General features: G+C 34.9%; 19 protein-coding genes and 1 riboswitch. Of the genes, 2 read left to right on the top strand and 17 right to left on the bottom strand.

What is annotated here, in order from left to right:
• Positions 1–175: 175 nt before the first annotated feature.
• The 3 genes from LOK41_RS03870 to LOK41_RS03880 form a co-directional block, all read right to left on the bottom strand.
• A complete protein-coding gene (locus LOK41_RS03870; RefSeq protein ID WP_241815332.1) occupies positions 176–1,234 on the bottom strand; it encodes a lactonase family protein in 1,059 nt (352 codons plus the stop codon).
• Positions 1,235–1,574: 340 nt separating this feature from the next.
• Complete coding sequence (locus LOK41_RS03875) at positions 1,575–2,423, bottom strand: YitT family protein (protein ID WP_241815333.1); 849 nt, start codon at positions 2,421–2,423, stop codon at positions 1,575–1,577.
• A gap of 59 nt (positions 2,424–2,482) precedes the next feature.
• Entirely contained in the window at positions 2,483–3,379 is an 897-nt protein-coding gene (locus LOK41_RS03880) for a LysR family transcriptional regulator (protein WP_241815334.1), read from the bottom strand.
• Between the two features lie 504 nt (positions 3,380–3,883).
• Between LOK41_RS03880 and LOK41_RS03885 the strand changes: the two genes are divergently transcribed.
• Positions 3,884–4,114 carry a DUF896 domain-containing protein gene (locus tag LOK41_RS03885; RefSeq protein ID WP_241815335.1) on the top strand — a complete coding sequence of 77 codons (231 nt, stop codon included), beginning with the start codon at positions 3,884–3,886 and terminating at the stop codon, positions 4,112–4,114.
• A gap of 149 nt (positions 4,115–4,263) precedes the next feature.
• Here the strand turns inward: LOK41_RS03885 and LOK41_RS03890 are convergent, their stop codons facing one another.
• From LOK41_RS03890 to LOK41_RS03950, 13 genes are all read right to left on the bottom strand, one after another.
• Positions 4,264–4,659, bottom strand: a complete 396-nt coding sequence (locus LOK41_RS03890; RefSeq protein WP_241815336.1) for a cytidine deaminase — start codon at positions 4,657–4,659, stop codon at positions 4,264–4,266.
• A 23-nt stretch (positions 4,660–4,682) separates the two neighbouring features.
• Positions 4,683–5,984: a pyrimidine-nucleoside phosphorylase gene (locus tag LOK41_RS03895; protein ID WP_241815337.1), complete on the bottom strand. Its 1,302-nt coding sequence runs from the start codon at positions 5,982–5,984 to the stop codon at positions 4,683–4,685.
• Positions 5,985–6,020: 36 nt separating this feature from the next.
• Positions 6,021–7,202, bottom strand: a complete 1,182-nt coding sequence (locus LOK41_RS03900; protein WP_241815338.1) for a NupC/NupG family nucleoside CNT transporter — start codon at positions 7,200–7,202, stop codon at positions 6,021–6,023.
• Between the two features lie 111 nt (positions 7,203–7,313).
• On the bottom strand, positions 7,314–7,985 hold the full coding sequence (deoC, locus tag LOK41_RS03905) for a deoxyribose-phosphate aldolase (protein WP_241815339.1): 672 nt from the start codon (positions 7,983–7,985) through the stop codon (positions 7,314–7,316).
• A gap of 363 nt (positions 7,986–8,348) precedes the next feature.
• Complete coding sequence (locus LOK41_RS03910) at positions 8,349–9,296, bottom strand: sugar-binding transcriptional regulator (RefSeq protein ID WP_241815340.1); 948 nt, start codon at positions 9,294–9,296, stop codon at positions 8,349–8,351.
• Positions 9,297–9,514: 218 nt separating this feature from the next.
• Positions 9,515–10,603, bottom strand: a complete 1,089-nt coding sequence (gene nheC / locus LOK41_RS03915) for a non-hemolytic enterotoxin subunit C (protein WP_241815341.1) — start codon at positions 10,601–10,603, stop codon at positions 9,515–9,517.
• Positions 10,604–10,786: 183 nt separating this feature from the next.
• The gene (nheB, locus tag LOK41_RS03920) at positions 10,787–11,995 is read right to left on the bottom strand and encodes a non-hemolytic enterotoxin subunit B (protein WP_241815342.1); all 1,209 of its coding nucleotides are present in this window, start codon (positions 11,993–11,995) and stop codon (positions 10,787–10,789) included.
• 51 nt (positions 11,996–12,046) lie between these two features.
• Positions 12,047–13,207: a non-hemolytic enterotoxin subunit A gene (gene nheA, locus LOK41_RS03925; protein WP_241815518.1), complete on the bottom strand. Its 1,161-nt coding sequence runs from the start codon at positions 13,205–13,207 to the stop codon at positions 12,047–12,049.
• A 794-nt stretch (positions 13,208–14,001) separates the two neighbouring features.
• Positions 14,002–15,102, bottom strand: a complete 1,101-nt coding sequence (locus tag LOK41_RS03930) for a hypothetical protein (RefSeq protein ID WP_241815519.1) — start codon at positions 15,100–15,102, stop codon at positions 14,002–14,004.
• A 38-nt stretch (positions 15,103–15,140) separates the two neighbouring features.
• A complete protein-coding gene (locus LOK41_RS03935) occupies positions 15,141–16,247 on the bottom strand; it encodes a hypothetical protein (RefSeq protein WP_241815343.1) in 1,107 nt (368 codons plus the stop codon).
• A 219-nt stretch (positions 16,248–16,466) separates the two neighbouring features.
• Complete coding sequence (locus LOK41_RS03940) at positions 16,467–17,141, bottom strand: response regulator (protein ID WP_241815344.1); 675 nt, start codon at positions 17,139–17,141, stop codon at positions 16,467–16,469.
• Positions 17,104–18,627, bottom strand: coding sequence for a sensor histidine kinase (locus tag LOK41_RS03945; protein WP_241815345.1), 1,524 nt, complete (start codon positions 18,625–18,627; stop codon positions 17,104–17,106). Before LOK41_RS03945 ends, LOK41_RS03940 begins: the two co-directional genes overlap by 38 nt.
• A 646-nt stretch (positions 18,628–19,273) precedes the next feature.
• A complete protein-coding gene (locus LOK41_RS03950) occupies positions 19,274–21,100 on the bottom strand; it encodes an APC family permease (protein WP_241815346.1) in 1,827 nt (608 codons plus the stop codon).
• Between the two features lie 146 nt (positions 21,101–21,246).
• Positions 21,247–21,392: riboswitch (cyclic di-AMP (ydaO/yuaA leader) on the bottom strand.
• A 129-nt stretch (positions 21,393–21,521) separates the two neighbouring features.
• Here LOK41_RS03950 and LOK41_RS03955 point away from each other — a divergent pair.
• Complete coding sequence (locus LOK41_RS03955; protein WP_241815347.1) at positions 21,522–21,665, top strand: hypothetical protein; 144 nt, start codon at positions 21,522–21,524, stop codon at positions 21,663–21,665.
• An 88-nt stretch (positions 21,666–21,753) separates the two neighbouring features.
• Here the strand turns inward: LOK41_RS03955 and LOK41_RS03960 are convergent, their stop codons facing one another.
• Positions 21,754–22,134 carry a hypothetical protein gene (locus tag LOK41_RS03960; protein WP_241815348.1) on the bottom strand — a complete coding sequence of 127 codons (381 nt, stop codon included), beginning with the start codon at positions 22,132–22,134 and terminating at the stop codon, positions 21,754–21,756.
• Positions 22,135–22,262: the final 128 nt, after the last annotated feature.

The following is a 22,262-nucleotide window of genomic DNA, read 5'->3' on the forward strand; positions in this document are numbered from 1 at the left end:
TTATATCTTGTAGTATGAGCGTATCGAATTCTATTTTGATTGATAGCATACTCTCCTCTTCTAGTTGTTAATAGGCCTATAATAAACAAATTAAAAACGTATGCTCATAAAAATGAACATACGTTTTTAATTTTAAGCATTATGAATAACATTCCTCTATAAACAGTAATTCGACTTACACATTCAAAAACTTAATGCATACCGGATCAGGTACTGTAACATCAGACTGTAAAAGTCTTAATTTACCCGTAAATTCATCTCTTGAAAACACTGCAATATTATGAGATCTTTCGTTTAAAGCAATAAGGAATTTCTCAGTAGGATCTAATGCAAAATCTCGTGGCCAGTCCCCTTCCGTACATATAGACTCAACAAAAATAAGTTTCCCTGAATCTTGATTGACACTGAAAACAGTAATACTATTATGTCCTCTGTTTGCCGCATACACAAAACGACCATCAGAAGATATTTGAATTGCACTACCTTGATTATTTTCTTTAAATTCGTCTGGAATAGTGGAAATATATTCAACCTCTTGCAATTCACCATTCTCGCTATTATACATTAAAACAATTACCTCTGAACTAAGCTCCGTCATAACATAAACGTATCTTCCATTTGGGTGAAATACAAGGTGTCTTGGACCACTTCCCGGTTTAACCGACAATCGGTTGACTTCCGTTAAAACACCTCTATTTTCTTTATACGTAATCAATTGATCAATTCCTAAATCTATAGCTACTACATATCTGTCATCAGGTGTAAATCCTGCGTAATGTGTATGTGGCTTTTCTTGTCTCTCTTTATTCGGACCCGATCCTTTATGCTCAATAACAGATGTTACTGGATTTATAGTTCCGTTTTCTCTATCTACTATATAAGACTCAATTGTTCCCTTATGGTAGTTTGCTGAAACTACCGTTTGAATTGTTTTATCAACACTCACATGACATGGGGGTGCCCCACGTAACACTTGGCTATTTATTTGTTCGAGATGCTTTGTATCATTATTAATAGAAAAAGCAGACACTCCACCGAACTCCCCTTTTTTAATAACGGAGTACAGAAATCGATTATCTCGGCTAATAGCTAAGTATGTAGGATTATCTAATTTAGCTACTAAATTCACTTCCTTAATTGTTGCTGCCTGTGTATCCAACGTGAAATTATAAATCCCTTCACTGTTTCCTCTCGTATACGTTCCTAGATAGCCGATAAACTTACTATTATCCATCCTTTTAGATCCTCCTCTGAAATAATTGATTGCCTTCTCTTAGAACTCAACAACCTTACGAACATCGAAATAAAAATAAAACAAAATGTATACACATAATCATACATCAATTCGTTCTATTTATAAAAAGCCCCTTCTTTAAACAATAGTTTAATTAAAAGATCTATCTATATTATATGATCTCACAATCTCTAGCTTTTAATTTTTGTATACATGTTATTCAATTTAAGACAAATCATACATCTCTAAACGATTCCTCTCATTCTTACACTCTTTTGCTAAACAATCTATTTACCAACTCCAACAAAAAACTGGCCCTCAAAATTGAGGACCAGTTTTTTTAACTCGCTTTAAAGCCGCCACCTAACACGTCACGTACATCGTGAATAACAACGAATGCATTTTCATCTTTCTGACTCACGACTTTCTTTAATTGCATGAGCTCTTGTTTATTAATGACAATATATAATACTTCTTTGTTATTTCCTGTGTAACCGCCTTTTCCTTCTAATACCGTTACACCACGTGTCATATTCTTCATAATGGATTCTCTAATCATATCTGGGTAGTTTGAAATAATCGTTACAGCGGTCTTTGTATTCAATCCTTCCACAATAAAGTCAATAACCTTTGCACCGATAAATACCGCTACCAGCGTATACATCGCTTTTTCCTGTCCAATAATGAATACGGAGCCTGCAATAACGACGATATCAATAATTAATACACCTTTTCCAACACTCCAACCTAAATATTGATTTGCTAATTGTGCTAGAATGGCAGAGCCGCCTGATGTACCACCTGCCCGGAACATAAATCCTAAACCAACGCCAACGAAAACACCCGCAAATAGAGCAGCTAATAATGTATCATGATTTACCGGAGTCGCTATATCTTCTGTGATATATAAAAAGAAAGATGAAGAGACAATACCAAGTATTGTATACACCATTGTCTTTTTATCAAAAAACTTATATCCAATTGCAAGTAATACTGCATTTATTAACAGGTTTACAGTACCTGGTGACCATTCAAATAAATAATATGTAATAACTGTAAGTCCAATAATGCCACCTTCAGATAATCTATTTGGAATAGCAAAAAAGTTAATTCCAATCGCAAACAATAATGATCCAATTACGACAAGCGCTACTTCTTTTACTCCCTCATTCATTACTCTTTCATTCATTACTTTTCCCCCTATCTACCCCAATGTATATTTTTTCAGCCTACTTTCAGATCAGAGAATCAAGCGAATTCTTTCCATTCCTCTGCATGCTTTTCTATCATTTCAATTAATTTCTTCATTGCAGGAGTTAACCATTTACTTTTATGATACGCCAATTCAGTTGTAACGAAATCCTCGCTATACGTCCATGGTAGTACACTTAACTTGCCTTGCTCGATTTCTTCTTTTACCGTTATAAATGGTAAATAAGATATTCCTAACCCACACATAACAGTTTGTTTAATCGCTTCAATACTCCAAAAATGAATATGAGAACAGTTAATACCCTCTTCTTTAATCCGTCTTTCTAACAAATCTCGGTAACTCCCTGGCTCTGTAAGCAACAACATTTCTCCTTCTAAATCAGCAGGGCTAACGCTCACTTTTTTTGTGAGTGGATGTTTCGGCGGAGCAATAAGCACAATCTTCTCTTGAACAAGAGAATGGGTAACGATATCCGTACCTAGTTGTTCTGGATGTGTAAATAAAGCAAAATCAAATTTCCCTGATTTTAGTTCATTGTGCAATTCTTGACTCTCTGATGGTTGTAAAATGATATGTACTTGTGGATACTCTCTTTTAAATTCATATAAAACAGCAGGTAATCGATAAATCATTAAAGACTCATTCGCTCCAATGCGTATTGTCCCTGAAAATTCCCCGTTCATTTGAGATGATTCCAATGCTTCATTTGATAATTCCAATATTTTATGCGCATACGAAAGCATATGCTCCCCTATATCAGTTAAAATTACTTTTTTGCCAAGGCGATCAAATAATGGACTCCCAATCTCTTCTTCTAACGATCGAATATGATTGGTGATTGTCGATTGCGTATACCCAAGTTGTTCTCCAGCCCTTGTAAAGCCACCGCTTTCCGCTACAATAATAAAAGTTTTCAAATGGCGCAGCTCCATACTTACTCCTCCTGTTGTACGATCCTATACCGTCTGGATACTTTTCTTTTTATAATCATATCTCTATAATAATGCGAAAATGAATATGTAAGCTATACGGTTTTCCATTTACGCAAAAACACAGTCCATCATTTAACAAAACTCCAATAAAAATAATCATTCTCATAAATTTAGTTGGTTTTACTAACTCACATATTTTCACATTAAACAAGTCTCTGAAGAACGTTTATTCTCTACTTTAATCATCCATGAAACAGCTGTTTCTTTACACTCATCTAATCGCCATTATATATTTAAAACACAAATAAATAAAATGAATTATTTTAATAGAAATCATTTATAAAAATGATGGATGAACTTAATATCGTACAGTTAGACACTCTTCTTGAAAAAAGAGTGCCTTTTTCATTTACAACTAACTATTGACATAATCAAAAAGAAATACTACAATTACTATAAATTAGTAAGTAACTATTTTATAATTAAGAACAAGAGGTGAACATAATGAAAAATATATTATTTCGTATTAATGAACTAGCAAAAAAAGAAAGAACGACCGGGCTAAAAGAAACTGAAAAACAGGAACAACAAATGTTACGACAAAACTATATGAAAGAATTTCGCGGGAGTTTAGATTCCATTTTATTAAATACAACGATTGTAGATCCTAACGGAGAAAACGTAACTCCGCCTACTTTACAGCATGCACAAAATCGTATGAACCTTAGAAAATGAAATCTAAAATTGAGCTGAGCAAACAATTTCGCAAAATAATAGCAACATAAAAAGAGCCAAATTTCTATATTTAGAAATCATGGCTCTTTTTAGCATGTAATCTCGTTATCTCTAATCCGATTACTTCATAATTTAAAACACTCTTACATTCAAGATAAATCTGCGATTGTAAAAGCCCCTGGCAGTAATTGTTCAACCGTTACTTCTTTTTCATCACCTTTTAAGTTTGTTAGCAACACTGGCATTTTCGGATCACAAAATTCCGCAATAACTTGTCTACAAGCTCCACATGGCGAGATTGGATTATCTGTTTTACCTGTGATTACTAAATAACTGAAATCTCGTTCCCCTTCTGATACTGCTTTGAATATAGCTGTTCTTTCCGCACAATTACATAAACCGTAAGAAGCATTTTCTATGTTACAACCAGTATACACTTTACCTTCTTTCGTAACTAGCGCGGCACCAACAGGAAATTTAGAATATGGAATATACGCTTTTTCTAACACTTTTGTCGCTTCTTCAATATATCTTTTTTTATCCATGTGATTTCCCCCTCAAAATGTACTTAGTCAGTAATAATTGTATGAATTAATTTAGGAGTTTCAGCAGTTTCTGATACAGAAATGTTTTCATAAATTTTCCCTTTTACATCTTCTACGTTTTCACGATTTGCATAAATCGTAACAAGTGGTTCTCCTTCTTTTACAACTTCGCCCACTTTTTTACGTAACATTAAACCAACTGCTAAGTCAATTTCATCTTCTTTTGTCGCACGTCCTGCGCCTAAAAGCATTGCTGCGATACCAATTTCATCTGCCACAATGTTAGATACAACACCTGAAATTTTTGCTGGTACATCAATGACATATTTTGCTTGTGGTAACTTTTCTGAATTGTCTACAATCGAACTATCCCCACCTTGATTGTGTAAGAACTCTTTAAACTTCTCGATTGCCTTTCCGTTTTTCATCACTTCGATTAACATTTCACGTGCTTCTTCTAATGTATTTGCTTTCTTACCAAGCACGACCATCTGACTTCCTAATACAAGCACCAATTCTGTTAAATCTTCTGGCCCTTCTCCTTTTAACGTATCAATCGCTTCCTTCACTTCAAGCGCATTACCAATCGCAAAACCAAGCGGTTGCGACATATCTGAAATAACAGCCATCGTTTGACGCCCAACATTATTTCCAATTCGTACCATAGCATGTGCTAATTCATTCGCATCTTCTTCCGTTTTCATGAATGCGCCTGCACCTGTCTTAACATCAAGAACGATTGCATCAGCACCAGCTGCAATTTTTTTACTCATAATCGAACTTGCAATTAATGGAATCGAATTCACTGTTCCAGTTACATCGCGTAGTGCATAGATTTTTTTATCAGCAGGTGTTAAATTTCCTGTTTGTCCAATAACTGCAACTTTATCACGGTTCACTAAATCAATAAATTGTTCTTTCGTAATTTCAACATGGAAGCCTTCTACTGCTTCTAATTTATCAATCGTACCACCTGTATGTCCTAAACCTCGGCCAGACATCTTTGCAACTGGTACATCTAAAGCAGCTACTAATGGTCCTAAAACTAATGTTGTTGTATCCCCAACACCACCAGTTGAGTGCTTATCTACTTTAACCCCTTCAATCTCTGATAAATCAATTGTTTCTCCAGAATTCACCATGGCCATCGTTAAATCAGCACGTTCACGATCAGACATGTCTTGGAAAAAGATAGCCATTGCCAGCGCACTCACTTGATAATCAGGTATTGTTCCATCTGTATATCCTTCAATAAAGAACCCGATTTCCTCTGTTGTTAACTCTTTACCATCACGTTTTTTTGCAATAATATCTACCATTCTCATCTTAATCACCAATCCTTTTTATATTCTATGAAACTTTTAATATAGTAAGCCCACAATCGTTGCTGATAAGAAACTTACTAACGTTGCACCGAAAAGTAATTTCAAACCGAATCTTGCTACTACATTCCCTTGTTTTTCATTCAAACTCTTAACAGCTCCTGCAATAATTCCAATTGAAGAGAAATTCGCAAATGAAACAAGGAACACAGATATAATAGCTGTTGTTCTTCCAGAGAAATTAAAGTTCCCTTGCGCTAAATTTGTCATAGCTACAAATTCATTTGATACAAGTTTTGTTGCCATAATATTCCCTGCGTTCACAGCTTCATGCCACGGAACTCCCATCATAAATGCGAACGGCGCAAATACATAACCAAGAATTTCTTGGAATGAGATACCGATTACACCTTTAAACACAGCATTAATGAAAGCAATTAAAGCAACAAATCCAATTAGCATAGCTGCTACTGTAATAGCAACTTTAAAACCATCAATTATATACTCCCCTAATACTTCGAAAAAGGTCTTTTTCTCTTCTTCTTGTACTTCTAACATATCTTCTTCTTCAGTAACCTCATATGGGTTAATGATAGAAGCAATAATAAATCCACCAAACAAGTTAAGTACTAAAGCGGTTACAACATACTGTGGTTTTAATAAAACCATGTAGGATCCGACGATGGACATCGAAACTGTAGACATTGCAGACGCACATAATGTATATAATCTTCTTTCTGATAGTAAACCTAGTTGCTTCTTAACAGAAATAAACACTTCTGATTGTCCTAAAATTGCTGAAGCCACCGCATTATACGATTCAAGTTTCCCCATCCCATTTATTTTACTTAAAGCTAAACCAATCGCTTTTACAATGACTGGCAATACCTTAATGTGCTGCAAAATACCGATTAAAGCTGATATAAAAACAATTGGCATTAATACTCCTAAAAAGAACGAAAATTCTTTTTGATTTACTAGACCGCCAAATACGAAATTAACACCATCACCAGCATACTTTAACAACTGTCCAAAACCATCTGCAATCCCGGCAATTAGTACATTTCCAATGCTTGTATTTAATAGTAAAAATCCTAAAATAAACTGAAGTACAATCATCGTTACAATAGGACGATATTTCACTTTCTTTCTATTATTACTAGCTAACCATGCAATGCCTAGCACAATAATCAAGCCTATGATACCGATTACATATTTCATAAAATTCTCCCTCCTTTTCCGTATCCGCTTACATGTTTTTCAATTAGTAAAGCAATAGATACACCATGCTCCCTGCAATTTGTGTATCTATTGCTTCTAAATCTTTATAAATTAGTAATTGTCTGAAGCGCCTTTTTCGTCATTTAATACGATTGCAACACTAGCGCTCGCTCCAACTCTAGAAGCTCCAGCTGCAACCATTTTCTCTGCATCTTCACGTGTACGAACGCCACCAGATGCTTTCACACCAACATCTGGTCCAACTGTTTTACGCATTAATGCGATATCTTCAGCAGTTGCTCCGCCAGTTGAGAATCCAGTTGAAGTTTTTACAAAATCAGCACCAGCTTTTACAGATAATTCACAAGCGCGTACTTTTTCTTCATCTGTTAATAAACAAGTTTCAATAATAACTTTTACAAGTGCTTTTCCTTTTGCAGCTTGTACAACTTCACGAATATCATTTTCAACGAATTCATTGTCGCCATCTTTTAATGCACCGACATTGATTACCATGTCTACTTCAGTTGCACCTTTTGCAATTACATCTTTTGTTTCAAATACTTTTGTTTCAGTTGTATTTGCACCTAAAGGGAATCCGATAACTGTACAAACATCCACATCGTGTCCTGCTAATTCTTCAGCAGCTAATTTTACCCATGTAGGATTAATACAAACAGAGGCAAAATTGTATTCCTTCGCCTCTTCAATCACTTTCATAACATCTTCTTTTGTAGAATTTGGTTTCAAAACTGTATGATCAATTAACTTTGCAATGTTCATTTTGTTCACTCCTCATATCTTTTAACAACTTCATTCTAACTCCACTTTGAACAAATGTAAACACACTTTTGAAATTATGTTCAACATTTTTTTGAGATAGTGAAATAAGTTTTAAAAATTGACACAAAAAGAGAGCTGTCATATTAACAGCTCCCTCATAAAACACAAAATTCATTCATAAAGTGAAACTTTAATCAGTGGGAGTTTTACTACCCGTTAATGTGGGATAAAAAAATCTATTTCACAAATTTCTTATGCAAACCATTATTTCATCATGAAATTTTTATTGAAAAGCGCATATATTGCACAGCCATATACGAAAAGAAGGTTTCTCAAATCTATACTTTTGAGAAACCTTCTTTTCTAACCTCTTTTATAATTTAAAAGCTCCTTTGCAGTATGTTGATCGATAATCAACACATTCGCATATCCCCCGCTTAACGCACCATCTATCGCTTTTACTTTTCTAGAACCCCCAACCACAAGAACGGAGCGTTTCTTTAAGCGCAACTCCTCTAACTCAATACCAATTGTGCGCTGATTAATTTCTTCACTGCAAATATTACCTTCACCATTAAAGAAACGTGAACAAATATCACCGACAGCTTGTTCTTTCAATAAGCTCATTTCTTGTTTATCTAAATAGCCTAACCGAAACAATAAAGCTTCATCTCGAACAGTTCCGACTGTAAAAATCGCAATATTCGCTTGTTTTCCCATTTCAATAATATGGTGGATATGTCTATCCTGTTCCACTAATTCCTTTGTAACTGCGTTATCAAATATAACTGGAAGTGGTAGGTTTCGTGGTGTTGTTTGAAAGGCATCCGCAAATAAGGCAATCGTTTCATTTGCATACGTATTAACACTTGAATGACTAATGCCTCCTTTTAATTGAACAACCTCTACCCCTTTTACATGCTGCGGCACAATTTTTCTCGCGATTTCATACATAGTTGTTCCCCAGCTCACACCGACGATATCACCATTTGTAACAGTCTTCTCCATATATTCAGCAGCATACTTACTGATATACTCCGTAATCGCCGTGTACTCTGGTACAGGGGAAAATACTACGTGCGCTTCTAATAAATTATATTTTTCTTTAAGTAGGTTACCTACATTATCTAGATCAGCAAATGGATCCGCTATATGAATTTGAACAAACCCTTTTTCTTTCGCATATTTTAACAGTCTTGAAATGGTTGGTCTAGAGATATTCAATTTATTAGCAATTTCTTGTTGGCTATAATCAGATTGGTAGTATAATCTTGCAACTTCAACGCTTAGTTGTTGTTTTTCTTTATCCATACTAACTATATGTCCTTCCTTACATTTTCTATACTCACATACATCGTACTTACAAGCATTATACCGCTTTATTCTAGAAAATTCGACCATCTGAATTAATAGCCAACTTCTCACGGATAAATCACTTCAAAATGACCGATTTATAGCGTGAAAATTTTCACCAACAAGTCGCTCTTTATTCTCCTTACTACAACATATCCGTTTTCTTTACTCTCTATTTATTTTACTTTTACATCCTCATGTAATTTTTCTGTATAATTCTTGACATCCTGCCAACTATCTCTAGCTGTATTCAGATCTTCTTTAATAAAAGTAAACTCCTCAGGACTGATACCTTTTATATTTTGTAACAAATTATTATACTTAGCACCAATTGTATACCACTGATTTGAAATATTTTGAAGAGAAGTAATAGCTGCATCAATTGTTTCCGTCATATTTATTGTTTTATTTTTCACATCGGTCAAAATTGCTACCTCTGTCTGCGCCCCGGAAATTCTTGCCTTTAAATTTCCGATTTCTCTCTCTGCGTTTGCAATATCTCTCTTGGCAACAGCAATCATCGGTCCACCGGCAAGACAAGTAATTAACGCCGCACAAAGCACTGACCCTGCAATCAGCATATCATTACTTTTTTTAATTGAATCATTATAAGTATTGATTTGCTGCTCTAAAAGTGGAATTCCAGCATTCGTACTTGCCAAAATTGCTGTTAATTGATTTGAATCATCTTTAAAGCTTTTTGTATCTTCGGCCATTCTATTTCGAAACGTTTTTAGATTTTCTAATAGCTTGTCCACTTCGCTCTGATTAGTCAAAATAATATTGTATAATTTTCCTAATTCAGATTTCAATTTTTCTCTGTCTTTTTGGTCAACAGCTGCTATTAGACTGCTGTAATAAGACTGAAAGGTTCCGTTAAATTCCACTATATTTTGATCTGTTTTCATAATTTGAGGTTTTATTTCATCTAGCCAAAAAGATGCATTGACTTTTGCATCTTTTTGATGCTTGAGCATATTCCCTTTTAAATCACCATTTATCGAACTTATCTTACCCAAATCTGTTTCTTGTTGATCCCGAATTGTTTTCGCATACGAATCCATTGCAAATACACTAGATGTTGTTTGCGCCATTACATCTTGGAATCCAGCAGGACCAAGGGAATAGTTCTTCTCACTTTCTTGTAATGAATGCATTTGACTTTTTTGTTCTGCTGCAAGAGGATGAAGTGGTACGATATTACTTGTCGTAACCCCAAGAACCATCATTGACAACACGATTTTCTTATAAAACCTCTTATTCATATCTCCACCTACTTTTTGTATAAAGTGAAACTTTTATTAACTAAAATCTTCTTTATCTCAACGATTCTCACGAATAATGAGATTAAAAATCTCCTGATCAAAATTGAACAGGAGACCTGCATCACATACTTTATATATCCGAAAAAACTGTCAAGTATCTCTATATAAAGCATTAGTGGTTTATTACGCTTTTGTATCTACTACTTTAATATCCTCAGCATAAATCTTTTCAGCATAATCTTTAATATTTTTCCAGCTATCTTTAGCAATATTTAGATCTTCTTTGATGAAAACAAGATCGTTAGGGCTAATAGATTCAACATTTTGAAGTAAAGAGTCATATTTTTTCCCCATTGTATGCCATTGATTTGAAATGTTTTGCAGTGCAGTAATAGCTATATCAATCGTATTCGTTAAGTACTCAGTTTGATTTTTAATATTCGTTAATCCAGCTACCTGTAATTGAGCTTGTGAAATTTGCCCTGTTATCTTTTGAATTTCTGCCTGTGCATTATCAAGTTCTTTCTTCGCTAAAACAATACCAGCTGTTCCCCCTCCAATTGCTGCTGCACCACCTGCAATGAGCCCAATTCCTAATGGAGTACCTGCACCAGTAGCAATTACAACTGCTCCACCAATAATTGCGATTGGACCTAAAGCTGTTGCAACTGATGATCCAATGATAATTGCGTTATATTTACCAATCGCCTCATTATACGTTGTGATTTGATTTTGCATAAGTGGGATTCCAGCATCTTGACTTGCTAAAATAGACGTTAATTGATTTGCATCACCTTTAAAGTTTTGCGTATCTGCTGTCATTTTATTTCGGAATTTTTTTAGATCTTCCACTAACTTATCTACTTTTTCTTTGTTCTCTGTAATACTAGTAGATAATCTTGTAAGTCCTTTTGTTAGTGTTGCTTTGTCTTTATTATCTACAGCTGTTACTAGAGTATCATAGTAATTTTGGAATTTCGTATTATAATTAATAATATTTTGGTTCGTGGAAATCAATTGTGGTTTAATTGTATCCAACCACTGATTTGCATTTCCTCTAGCAACATCTTGATGATGAACGACTTTTGTTTTTAAAGAATCATCAACAGTCGTTATACCATTAAAATTAACATTAGCTTGTTTAATAATCGTTAACGCATACAGGTCCATTACTAAAGCATTTGAACCTGTTTTTTCCATCGCAGTTCTAAGGCCGTCTGGTCCTAATGAATACTCAGAATATTTATCAGATGCATCTGTTACACTAGCATGAACTGGAATTGGTTTTGTTGTGCTTTCCGCTGCATAAGTATGTGCTGGCAGGATATTACCTGCTGCAACTACTGCCATGATTGCTGATAGAGCCATTACTTTATAAGGTTTTTTTGTCATTTTTTTCTCTCCCTATATTATTGATTATTATGATGTAACGCCTGCTTATATTTAATGTACCTCTACATTTGTCACGTAATCTTCAAATTGCTTTGTTTGTTTAGTCATCTCATCACTTACGTTTTTAAGCTGACTGAATTGTCTTTGAAGCGTACCACTATCAGTATAGACACCTGTTTCAAGATTCGATTTCATTTGAAGCATATTTTCATTCAGTGCCTTCCAATCATTTACCAAGTATTCTAGAGTAGTAATTTGTCTATTAATTAGCTCCACAAAGCTTTTCACCTGATCTTCAATAAAAATAATTTCCGTTGCTTGAATTTCAGATTGTGATAACTTTTGAATAAGTTGTACTAATTCTTTTTGTTTCTGCTGAATTTTAATAGCAGCCTCTCTTGTTTGACTATCCGCAGCATTTACAATTTCATCACTAAGAGATCCAATTGATACAAAATCTACCGTTTTTGTTTGGGCTGTTGTATTCGTAATTGTAAACACTTGCTTCCCAATATTAATAGAGCCTTTAATAATTTCATTTGGTCTATTTAAAATCTTTGTAAGTTCAGCTTGAATCTCTTCTTGAATTCTTTTAATATCCGCTCTTATCTGTGCAATATCTCCATTTGAACCCTTTAATGCTTGGATTGCTGTTTCAGCCTGTTGAGATAAACTCCCACTATCTTTTACTAATAAGGATTTGAAACGATTTAAATCCAATAAAGTTTGTTCCATGTTATCTTGAATCGTTTGTGCTTGACTTTGAAGTTTACTGAAACCGCTTACAAAAGCTGTTTTTGCTTGTTCATCTTCATTCACTTTTCCGGAGAAATCATATAATTTACTATAATAACTATTAAATCTTATACTATACCTCATAATCTCTTGATTTAAGTCCATTAACTTCGGATTATATTCATCAATCCATTCACGGACATTCATTTTTACGAACTTTTGATGATTTGTCAAACTACTCATAGCATCTACTTTAATATCTGGCTGTTGTAATATAACTAATCCGTAAGCTTGTATTAAAGGAGTGTTTGATCCTAAAGCTCTTATCGAATTAGATAATGTATTTCTAACCGTTATGTTTTGAGCACTTGCTTGTTTAAATTCAGATTGATTACTTTCCGCAAAAGCACTTATTGGCGTTAGGCAACTTGTAGATACTGCTGTAATCAATAAGCCTGTGATTAAAGTTTTTTTCACTTTAACTCCTCCTAATGTATTAGTATCCAATTATATTTCATATAAATTTTTTGTTTCTTTATGTATCCCTTATCAAGCAGGTAAATCCAGGAAACGCTCTCATAATATCTATTAAATCTTTTTCCAATATGTGTAAACTCTATTTCTAACTGTTCGTTTTTATATTTGCTTATTGGCGATTTCAATCCTTACTTGTTTGATTCATTTAACAACATTATCTTAATAAGAACACAAAATCACACTTTACTATATCCACCTCTTTCAATCCATTAGATTCATAATGTAGTATATTGAACTTTAAATAAATCATATGAGCTATTCATCATATCTTTATTCACTGAATGAACTGTATATCATGAGAATACTTTTAATTCCCTATAAAACAGAGAGGAAAAATCTCATTTATACATTAGCTACACAGAAATATTATTCATTTTTCACTATTCACCAATAAAAATATGAAGCAAATAGCTGTGTTTAAATTCAAGTTTTATACTGTAGCATCATTTAAACACAGCTATTTTTCATCGTAAAGAAGTATTTTTTCTTTCGCTACTCCATAGGCTTTTTGTCTTTATTTCAATATAAAATAACATTAACTTTATAAAATATTAATAAGAGTACTTTTCATTGAAAAGCACCTTTATCTTTATAATTATTTCCACGAAAATAATTATATCAAGATAATTATTCCGAGTGTATGCAATTATGCATACACTCTTTTCACAAAACAGATTTCCTTACTTTAAAACTTTTTCTCCCTTGAAGAAAACCCCACTGATTAAAGTTTCACTTTATAACCGTTTGCAATATTTACACGTACCGCGCCTACGATAGTAGTAAGCAATCGTAGCGCCAAATAGAGCTATTCCCCAGATTGGCCATAATAACTCGGGACCTTCTAATGCCCATCCCCTATGATCTAGGCCCCCTTTATTAATAAAACCCCGGATGTACATCAAACCAGCTGAAGTAACCATAATGGAAACCAGTGAAGCTGGAATAATCGCTAACGAAAGAGGTACACGCTTACCAGCAATAAATGGAAACCAACGTGGAAATTTTTCTCCCCATTGCTGAATAAGTCCCAGCGTAAGAATTGCCCCTCCAAGTGCTACTGTAGCCAAGGATGCACCCATTAACCAAATTCCAGGTGAATCACGTTCAAAAGAATCAAGTAATTCTTTAGTAGTTCCCAGTGGAATACCTATCGCCCAACACCATCTGGTTATGGAATAACAGATAGGAATTATAATGGCAATGTAAGTGCACCATTTTCCCCAAGATGCTGCTGAGGATTGTGATGTCCATTTAGAAGGGTTACTATTTCTGCCACAATACAGACAAGCATTTCGTGTTTGGCGTTGGTAGGCTAAAGCAGTAGCAATCCATAAAAAGGCTCCTAGCATACTAATATATTGATTCACAATCGTCCAGTACATCATCTGTTCAAAGAAATTCACTCCATGCGGAAAATCAAATGGCGCTCCAACCAGAAATACAATTCCATATGCTACAGTCACTAAAACACGGTAGTCAATAACTGCGAATAGTAGAATTGCCACTAACATATACACAAACGCGAGTAATATAATTCGTAAAATTCCATTACCTAAACCACGAATCATCATGACAGCTACAATGACTCCCATTACTCCAAATCCAACCATCATAGGTGCACCGCTCTCAGGGCTCAAACCAGCTAGCATTGAGTATTCAGATTGTGGATCCCCTACCCCAAGTGGAAAACCTTTTCCTCCCAACGCCCAATACTGACCTAATATCAAATACATCAATGACCAAGCACCCGCAGTATACCCAATCCATTGGGGCCATAATGATAACCATCTAAAAATATGAATTCCGGTTTCGTTTTTTTTCTCAGTATTTAACATCACAAAAGAACAACTCCTTCTATTAGAAAGTTATAATACTAAAACCTTCTACAATATTTACACTGTCCCCGCCTTCTTAGATAATAAGCAATGGTTGCTAGCCCTAATGCTACTCCCCATGGAAGCCAAAATAGTGAAGGCCCTAATTCTCCCCAATTTCCAGTATTGATGGAACCGTTCAATATTTTTGAAATGATAATCGGACTTATTTTTAATCCTGCAAGAGTGATAAGAACAGATGCACATGTTGCTGGTATCACCGCGAACCAAATAGGAACACGTTTTCCAGCCAAATAAAGGCACCAACGAGGAAACTTTTCTCCCCATTTTTGGATAAGTCCCAATGTAAGAATAGCACCGCATATTGGTAATCCACCAAGTACTGCCTCTATCAAACGTTCCGTAAATGATTGATTGCTAATTAATGTTGCTGCTGCATCGCTCACTCCCAATGGAATCCCTGCAGCCCACGCTAAGCGGACAATACCATAAGGAAGTGCCATAACGATAGCAATGTAGGTTGCATATTTCCCAAAACTGTTTCCGGCAATTGATGTGTCTTGAGTCTCCTTTTGGCGCCCGCAATTCACACATGCTTCCCGGCTCCGCCGCTGATAAGCCAAGGCTGTCGCTCCCCATAAAAATCCTCCTACCATACATAAAAGTTGATTTATTACAGGCCAATCGATGAGTTGAAAATGTAGCATGAATGAATAAGCGAAATTCTGTAATACCCGGACATCAGGAATTACCATAACTAGAGCGATACACATTATCCATGCGAAAATGAGCAGGACTGCCCGCGGAATCATCTTTCCCCACATTCGGATTGTAGCCAATGCAGTGATCGATCCAATTCCTCCGATGCAAGCGATTGTCACTCCTCCTACATCTGATTGTATGTTTGCTAAAAATGATCCCATCATAAACCCTCTTGAATCATTTTCACCAAAAGGGAATCCTGCGCCTCCTATAGCCCAATAAAGCCCCAGAAATCCATAAAAGAAGGACCAAACTGCAGTTATATAGGCAATCCACCGATGCCAATTTGATAGCAAAAAGTTCCGCTTTCCCCTCCCCTCTTTCAATGTATTTTGTGAATAGTGATCAATCGACCGTCGTATATGATTTAATTTAAAAACCATATTCTTCAACTCCCTACTGTATATTGATGAGTAAGTTCATATTATGATAAAAGGGGCAATTTGAAACGGACCTCTAGAACTGTTTATAAACAGTTCTAGAGGTCCGTTTAGAAAAGAATTTTCATAGTCAAAGTTGTAGATTAACAAACTGGAAATATCGCAAAATAAAAATACCAATTCCGCGTAATGGAATTGGTATAAGAAATTTTCTAATCTATATTAATAATTTTTTTCCTGATTCGGACGCATAAACCCTTGTTCCCAGGCAAAAACAGCAGCTTTCGTACGATCAATCATATGAAGCTTACTTAAAATGTTGCTAACATGCCCTTTCACTGTCTTTTCACTAATGAAAAGACTTTCAGCAATTTCAGCATTCGTGAGCCCACTAGCAATTAATCGTAACACTTCCAGTTCTCGTTCACTTAGCTCGGAAAATGGATTGGAAGATGCCTGTTTCGTAGCACGAATCTCATTAACAACCCGTGCAGCCACCCGTGGATGCATAATGGATTCGCCTTGTACGCCTCTCCTTACCGTTTCAACCAATTGATTAGGCTCGATGTCTTTAAGCACATATGATATTGCCCCTGCACGTAATGCTGGAAAAATGTACTCGTCCTCATGATAAGAAGTCAACACAATCACTTGAGAACGAGGACTAACTTGTTTAATCATTCGAATTGCCTCTACACCATTGATACCTGGCATCACTAAATCCATGAGTACGATATCTGGCACAAGCTCATCAGCTAGGGCCGTAGCACTTTCACCATTTTCTGCTTCTCCAAATACATGAAAGTCAGATTGAATTGTGAATAGAGTATTCAACCCTTGTCTTACAATTGCGTGATCATCAACTATTAAAATCGAAATCGGATCTTCCTTCTCCATTTTTTGTCACCTCTTCTAAATAACAATTGGCATTCGGATTGTTATCTTCTCGAATATCTGTTTGTTTACATTGAACGGTAATTTTCACACCTTTCCCTATCTCACTTTGGATATCAATATGCCCCTTTAACGCATGAATCCGTTCACGCATAGAGGACAAACCTACTCCTTGTCGAGCTCCCCTTTGAATATCAAACCCACAACCATTATCATGAATAGAAAGAGTTACAACTTCTTCATAATCTAGATAAATCATTACCATATTTGCCTGACTGTGACGTGCAACATTATTCAGTGCCTCCTGTGTGATGCGAAAGAATGTTTCTTCAATAATAGGGGATACTTGTTGCTGTCCACTTGTCTCCAAATTGACCATGATACCCGTTTGTTCTTGCCACATCTCCACATAATCCTTTAATGCACGTGCCAAGTTCTTGCCCTCAAGTGCGATAGGACGTAATTCCCGAATTAATGCACTTAACTCTCGCTGCGTTTGATGTAACAAGTTTTCTGCTTTTAACAAATGGTCTTTTGCGGTATCATCATCTTTTCCAATAAGGAATTTACTAGTATTCAACCAGATAGATGTAGCAAACAGTTGCTGCTTAACACTATCATGTAGCTCACGAGCTAATCTATTGCGTTCCTCGAGGGTCGCTAAGTCTTGCCGCATTTTAAGTAAGGTACGTAGTTGTTTCGCCATCTGATTCAGCTTGCGTGCCAGCTGCCCCAATTCATCCTTTGAAGGATCTTGCACAAATGTTGTGAAATCTCCTTGACTCCATTGATCTGTAGCGTTTAATATCTTTTGAATACGACGAACGAGACTTCGAGACGTGATAATTCCAAAAGTAATACCAACAATTGCTGCACCAATAAAGAAAGCTAAAATACTAAATCCAAAAAACTGAAAAGTAGCCTTCCAAAAATCGACCAAAGAAAAATGTATGTTTTCTGCTTTAACTACTAATACTCCAAGAACATCTTTCTCATTAGATAACGGAGCAACAATATAGAAAACTCCACCTTTATGATAGCTATATGTTTTTAATTTACGTGCTTCGGATGGTTTCAGTGACAGAGCTGTATATATATTTTGATAAACTTTCGCAGGGAATTCTGCTTTAAAATCAATAAACTGAGGCACATTCTCTCCAGCGCTTGCAAGTAAATTCCCATTTGGATCAGTCACCACAGAAAATCCATCGAATTCAGTCCCTACTTCTATGGGCCAATCTTCTAACGCTTTCTTCAGCTGATTTTGATTAATCAATGGTCCGTTAAAGTTAGAAGATATATTTTGGGCTTGTATGCTTATCTGTTGTTCAAACATTTGGTCCGCATTATATTTCACTAGACTAAGCGAAATAAGAAAGCCCATCACTTCGAGTGTCAATAGAACGCCAATGGTTGTTAACACATAAAATAAAGTCAGTTTCCACTGCAAACGATGGAAATGTCGGACAAAACGAGATAGAAATTTCATGTTCTTTCCTTCCTAATCGAAAATGTAGTGACCATTGTATTGTTCAACATTTACTAAAACCTACTCCCCACTATATGATATGTTTTGTAATTTAATATTCCTCCCCTCAAGAGACTTCTTTATATAATTCATTTTAAATTTAATTTTTCTTGATAAATCAAAGATTTCCTGGCATACTCTTAAAATTATTTGTGCCCGAGTATATCCTCTCCTCGCTTTTCTATAAACCATATTCTTTTCCGTCTTATCATTACTTCTTAAAAATGTAGATTGGTATGGAGAAGCATATATAAACTACATCCTTTTACCTAATGAAGAATGTAGATGTAGAACATGCAATTTTGGAATAATCTCCTTAAAGAAAAATCCAAAACTATATATCTTTATTGTATTAATAGTATTAAAGATATTCATAAAATGTAGATAATCATTTTAAAAACCAGGGTCGTTCAAAGAATTGGTGAAAGTAAACAGATAGGAATTTTAACAAGGTTAGAAAGAATAACTTTTGGAGTGGTAAAAAGTTTCGAAATACCAAATTTAGCATAAGGATTGGATACACAAAGATAAGATATAAAACCTATTTGTAAAAAAAGGTAGCTCTACATAAGTAAAGCTACCTTAGAAATTGCTTGTTCTATAATCTTTATTTTTTCAAATGGTACGGTACAGTCGTAATCACAACATTTCTTCGATAAAGTAAATACGCACGAATTAGTAAACTGGATTGATTATGAAGAATGTTATGCCAACCTTTCTTTGGTATAAACTGAGGTATGACTACCGTAACTCGATAATTTGACTCACTTGCTTTATATTGCACTGTATCGATAAACTTTGTTAGCGGTTGAATAATGCTTCTATAGTGAGAATGCAATGTAACAAGCCTTACGTCAGGCTGCCATTTCTTCCACTTCTCTTCAAATTTCTTTTCATCTTCTCTTTCAAAAGCAACATATACAGCGATAATTTGATCTGGTGAAAGAGATTTTGCGTAATTCAATGAATTTTCTACTACATGAGTCATACCGGCTACAGGAACGATAATTACATTCCCTTCAATCGGAACAATTGATTCACAAGTTTTAAGACTTAATTGATCGCCTACCGCATCATAATGTTTCTTAATTCGATGAAACACAAAAATAATAGCTGGTAAGAAAACAAGTATTGTCCAAACTTGTGCGAACTTCGTTAAAAAGAACATACTCATAACGATAAAACTAATAACTGCACCTGTTAAATTAATCGTTAATTTCAAAATCCACCCTTGTGGCTTTTCTCGTATCCATTTTACTACCATTCCAGTTTGAGATAACGTAAACGGAATGAATACACCTACTGCATATAACGGGATAAGATGTTCTGTCTGACCTTGAAACGCAATAATTAAAATAATAGAAGCGATACCAAGTATGATAATACCGTTCGAGTAACCTAATCGATCCCCTCTAATCGTAAACATCCTTGGAATAAACTTATCTTTCGCAAGATTAACTGCTAATAAAGGAAATGCTGAGTAGCCAGTGTTAGCAGCAAGAATTAATATTAAAGCAGTTGTACCTTGTATAAAAAAGTACATAAAATTTCGTCCAAATGTTTGCTCAGCAATTTGTGAAACTACGGTTACTTCTTTGCTAGGAGTAATTCCGTAATAATAAGCTAAATAAACAATCCCTGAAAATAAAACGGCCAGTAAAGCCCCCATCGCAAGCAATGTTTTTGCTGCATTGTTAGGAGCTGGATCTTTAAAGTTTGGAATTGCATTAGAAATTGCTTCAACACCTGTTAAAGCAGAGCTACCTGATGCAAATGCTCTTAACAGTAAAAACAAACTAATACCAGCAACTGGTGTTCCAATTGGCGTATGCAAATTTGGTGAAACGTGACCAGTTACAATATTGTATATTCCTACTCCAATTAATATAAATAATGCTAAAACAAATAAATAAACTGGATATGCTAAAACAGAAGCTGACTCTGTTACTCCTCTTAAATTCAATATTGTAATAAGTAATACAAATATAATCGCGATAATTACATTATGCTCATGTAAACTAGGAAAGGCAGATGTAATCGCATCTGTACCTGCCGATACACTTACTGCTACTGTTAAAATGTAGTCTACTAATAAAGATCCCCCAGCAATTAATCCTGGATTAACTCCTAAGTTTTCTTTAGATACTACATATGCTCCTCCTCCATGAGGATAGGCAAAAATGATTTGTCGATAAGATAATATAAGAGCTGTTAATAACACTAATACTCCAATCGCAATTGGAATAGAGTACCAAAACGCTATTGCGCCAAGGCTCGCTAAAGCGATTAAAATTTGCTCTGGACCATATGCAACCGATGATAATGCGTCAGAGGATAAAATTGCTAACGCTTTCGTTTTATTAAGTTTTTGCTCTCCTAATTCGGTTGATTTTAACGGTCGTCCAATTAAAAACTTTTTTATAGATGAAACCACTGCTGTCCACTCTCCAATAATTTTGTACGAACAATTCTCTGCTAGCTAAAGCTCATAAACTATCTTTTCAGAACATAAAAAAATGTCTACAAGCCATAACAAATAGACTTGTAGACATTAAATTTTTTGTCGCACAAGCTCCACCTTCCTTCTCAATATAACGCTTACGAGGTTAGCTGTCGGATTCGGGCCTATGAGTAGCCCTACCTTTTTCAAGGATTCACCCCTTGGATTATGCAATAATCCATAAAAACGGGTCCCCCGTACCATGCGGTTTCAGCGATTTAGAAATTTGAAACTGTGGATTATAATACTCCTTTATTTTAAAAAAGTAAACAAAAATTTTTTAGAAATAGAAAGATTATGATGATTATGTATGGTATCACTACATGAATGAACAGAATATATTTATCAATATAGATTGGGAGGCATTGATTTTTCTGAAGAAAAGAAGCCACTTTTATCGGATACATTTTTAGATGAAATTACAATAGAAATTAATAAGTTATATGGAAACACAGTTGACGAACGAAATTGTTCACAAGAAAATAAAAGAAATAAGTAATTTATTAAGGCAAATATACAATAATCAGCAAGTGAAAAAAGTCTGTTTTTTTTAAAAAACAGACTTTTTATTTTTAAAACATCAAAATTTATTGCATATAAATTATGACAAGCATCCAAATGGCTAAAGCAGAAATGATAGCGAGTACTATACGAGTAGAAAATACACGCACTTCAAAATCCGTCTTTTTTGAAGGTTCAGGATATGCAATGATATAGATTCCCTTTAAAAGCGAAAGCCACCCAATAAGTGTAACAAATCCTTGCCAATTCAACTCCCATACATGATGCAAAATTACGGTACTTAACCCTAAAAATATTGATAAAAATCCATACATAATTCCAGATCCTCTATCTTCCACTACTAACCTTTTCAATCCACGTAACACCGATGGACGCAAGAAAAGAATACCTGATACAATTAATATGACCCATCCCCAAAATAACCCTAAAAAAGTACTTATAGTCATTATTCTCCCTCCTTTCCAACACATTTATATTTCAAGGGACCCTTCTTTTAGAACCCATTTTCTCTACGTATAAGAAATAAAATACCAAATCCCCACAAAAATGTATTATTAAAATCATTACGTTTTAG

The sequence above is a fragment of the Bacillus sp. TL12 genome, assembly GCF_022625245.1.
GTDB lineage: Bacteria > Bacillota > Bacilli > Bacillales > Bacillaceae_G > Bacillus_A.

What these genes read in the sequence shown, in the direction of transcription:
- LOK41_RS03870 (WP_241815332.1), bottom strand. Translation starts at nt 1,234, where the DNA reads ATGGATAATAGTAAGTTTATCGGCTATCTAGGAACGTATACGAGAGGA.
- LOK41_RS03875 (WP_241815333.1), bottom strand. Translation starts at nt 2,423, where the DNA reads ATGAATGAAAGAGTAATGAATGAGGGAGTAAAAGAAGTAGCGCTTGTC.
- LOK41_RS03880 (WP_241815334.1), bottom strand. Translation starts at nt 3,379, where the DNA reads ATGGAGCTGCGCCATTTGAAAACTTTTATTATTGTAGCGGAAAGCGGT.
- LOK41_RS03885 (WP_241815335.1), top strand. Translation starts at nt 3,884, where the DNA reads ATGAAAAATATATTATTTCGTATTAATGAACTAGCAAAAAAAGAAAGA.
- LOK41_RS03890 (WP_241815336.1), bottom strand. Translation starts at nt 4,659, where the DNA reads ATGGATAAAAAAAGATATATTGAAGAAGCGACAAAAGTGTTAGAAAAA.
- LOK41_RS03895 (WP_241815337.1), bottom strand. Translation starts at nt 5,984, where the DNA reads ATGAGAATGGTAGATATTATTGCAAAAAAACGTGATGGTAAAGAGTTA.
- LOK41_RS03900 (WP_241815338.1), bottom strand. Translation starts at nt 7,202, where the DNA reads ATGAAATATGTAATCGGTATCATAGGCTTGATTATTGTGCTAGGCATT.
- deoC (WP_241815339.1), bottom strand. Translation starts at nt 7,985, where the DNA reads ATGAACATTGCAAAGTTAATTGATCATACAGTTTTGAAACCAAATTCT.
- LOK41_RS03910 (WP_241815340.1), bottom strand. Translation starts at nt 9,296, where the DNA reads ATGGATAAAGAAAAACAACAACTAAGCGTTGAAGTTGCAAGATTATAC.
- nheC (WP_241815341.1), bottom strand. Translation starts at nt 10,603, where the DNA reads ATGAATAAGAGGTTTTATAAGAAAATCGTGTTGTCAATGATGGTTCTT.
- nheB (WP_241815342.1), bottom strand. Translation starts at nt 11,995, where the DNA reads ATGACAAAAAAACCTTATAAAGTAATGGCTCTATCAGCAATCATGGCA.
- LOK41_RS03930 (WP_241815519.1), bottom strand. Translation starts at nt 15,102, where the DNA reads ATGTTAAATACTGAGAAAAAAAACGAAACCGGAATTCATATTTTTAGA.
- LOK41_RS03935 (WP_241815343.1), bottom strand. Translation starts at nt 16,247, where the DNA reads ATGGTTTTTAAATTAAATCATATACGACGGTCGATTGATCACTATTCA.
- LOK41_RS03940 (WP_241815344.1), bottom strand. Translation starts at nt 17,141, where the DNA reads ATGGAGAAGGAAGATCCGATTTCGATTTTAATAGTTGATGATCACGCA.
- LOK41_RS03945 (WP_241815345.1), bottom strand. Translation starts at nt 18,627, where the DNA reads ATGAAATTTCTATCTCGTTTTGTCCGACATTTCCATCGTTTGCAGTGG.
- LOK41_RS03960 (WP_241815348.1), bottom strand. Translation starts at nt 22,134, where the DNA reads ATGACTATAAGTACTTTTTTAGGGTTATTTTGGGGATGGGTCATATTA.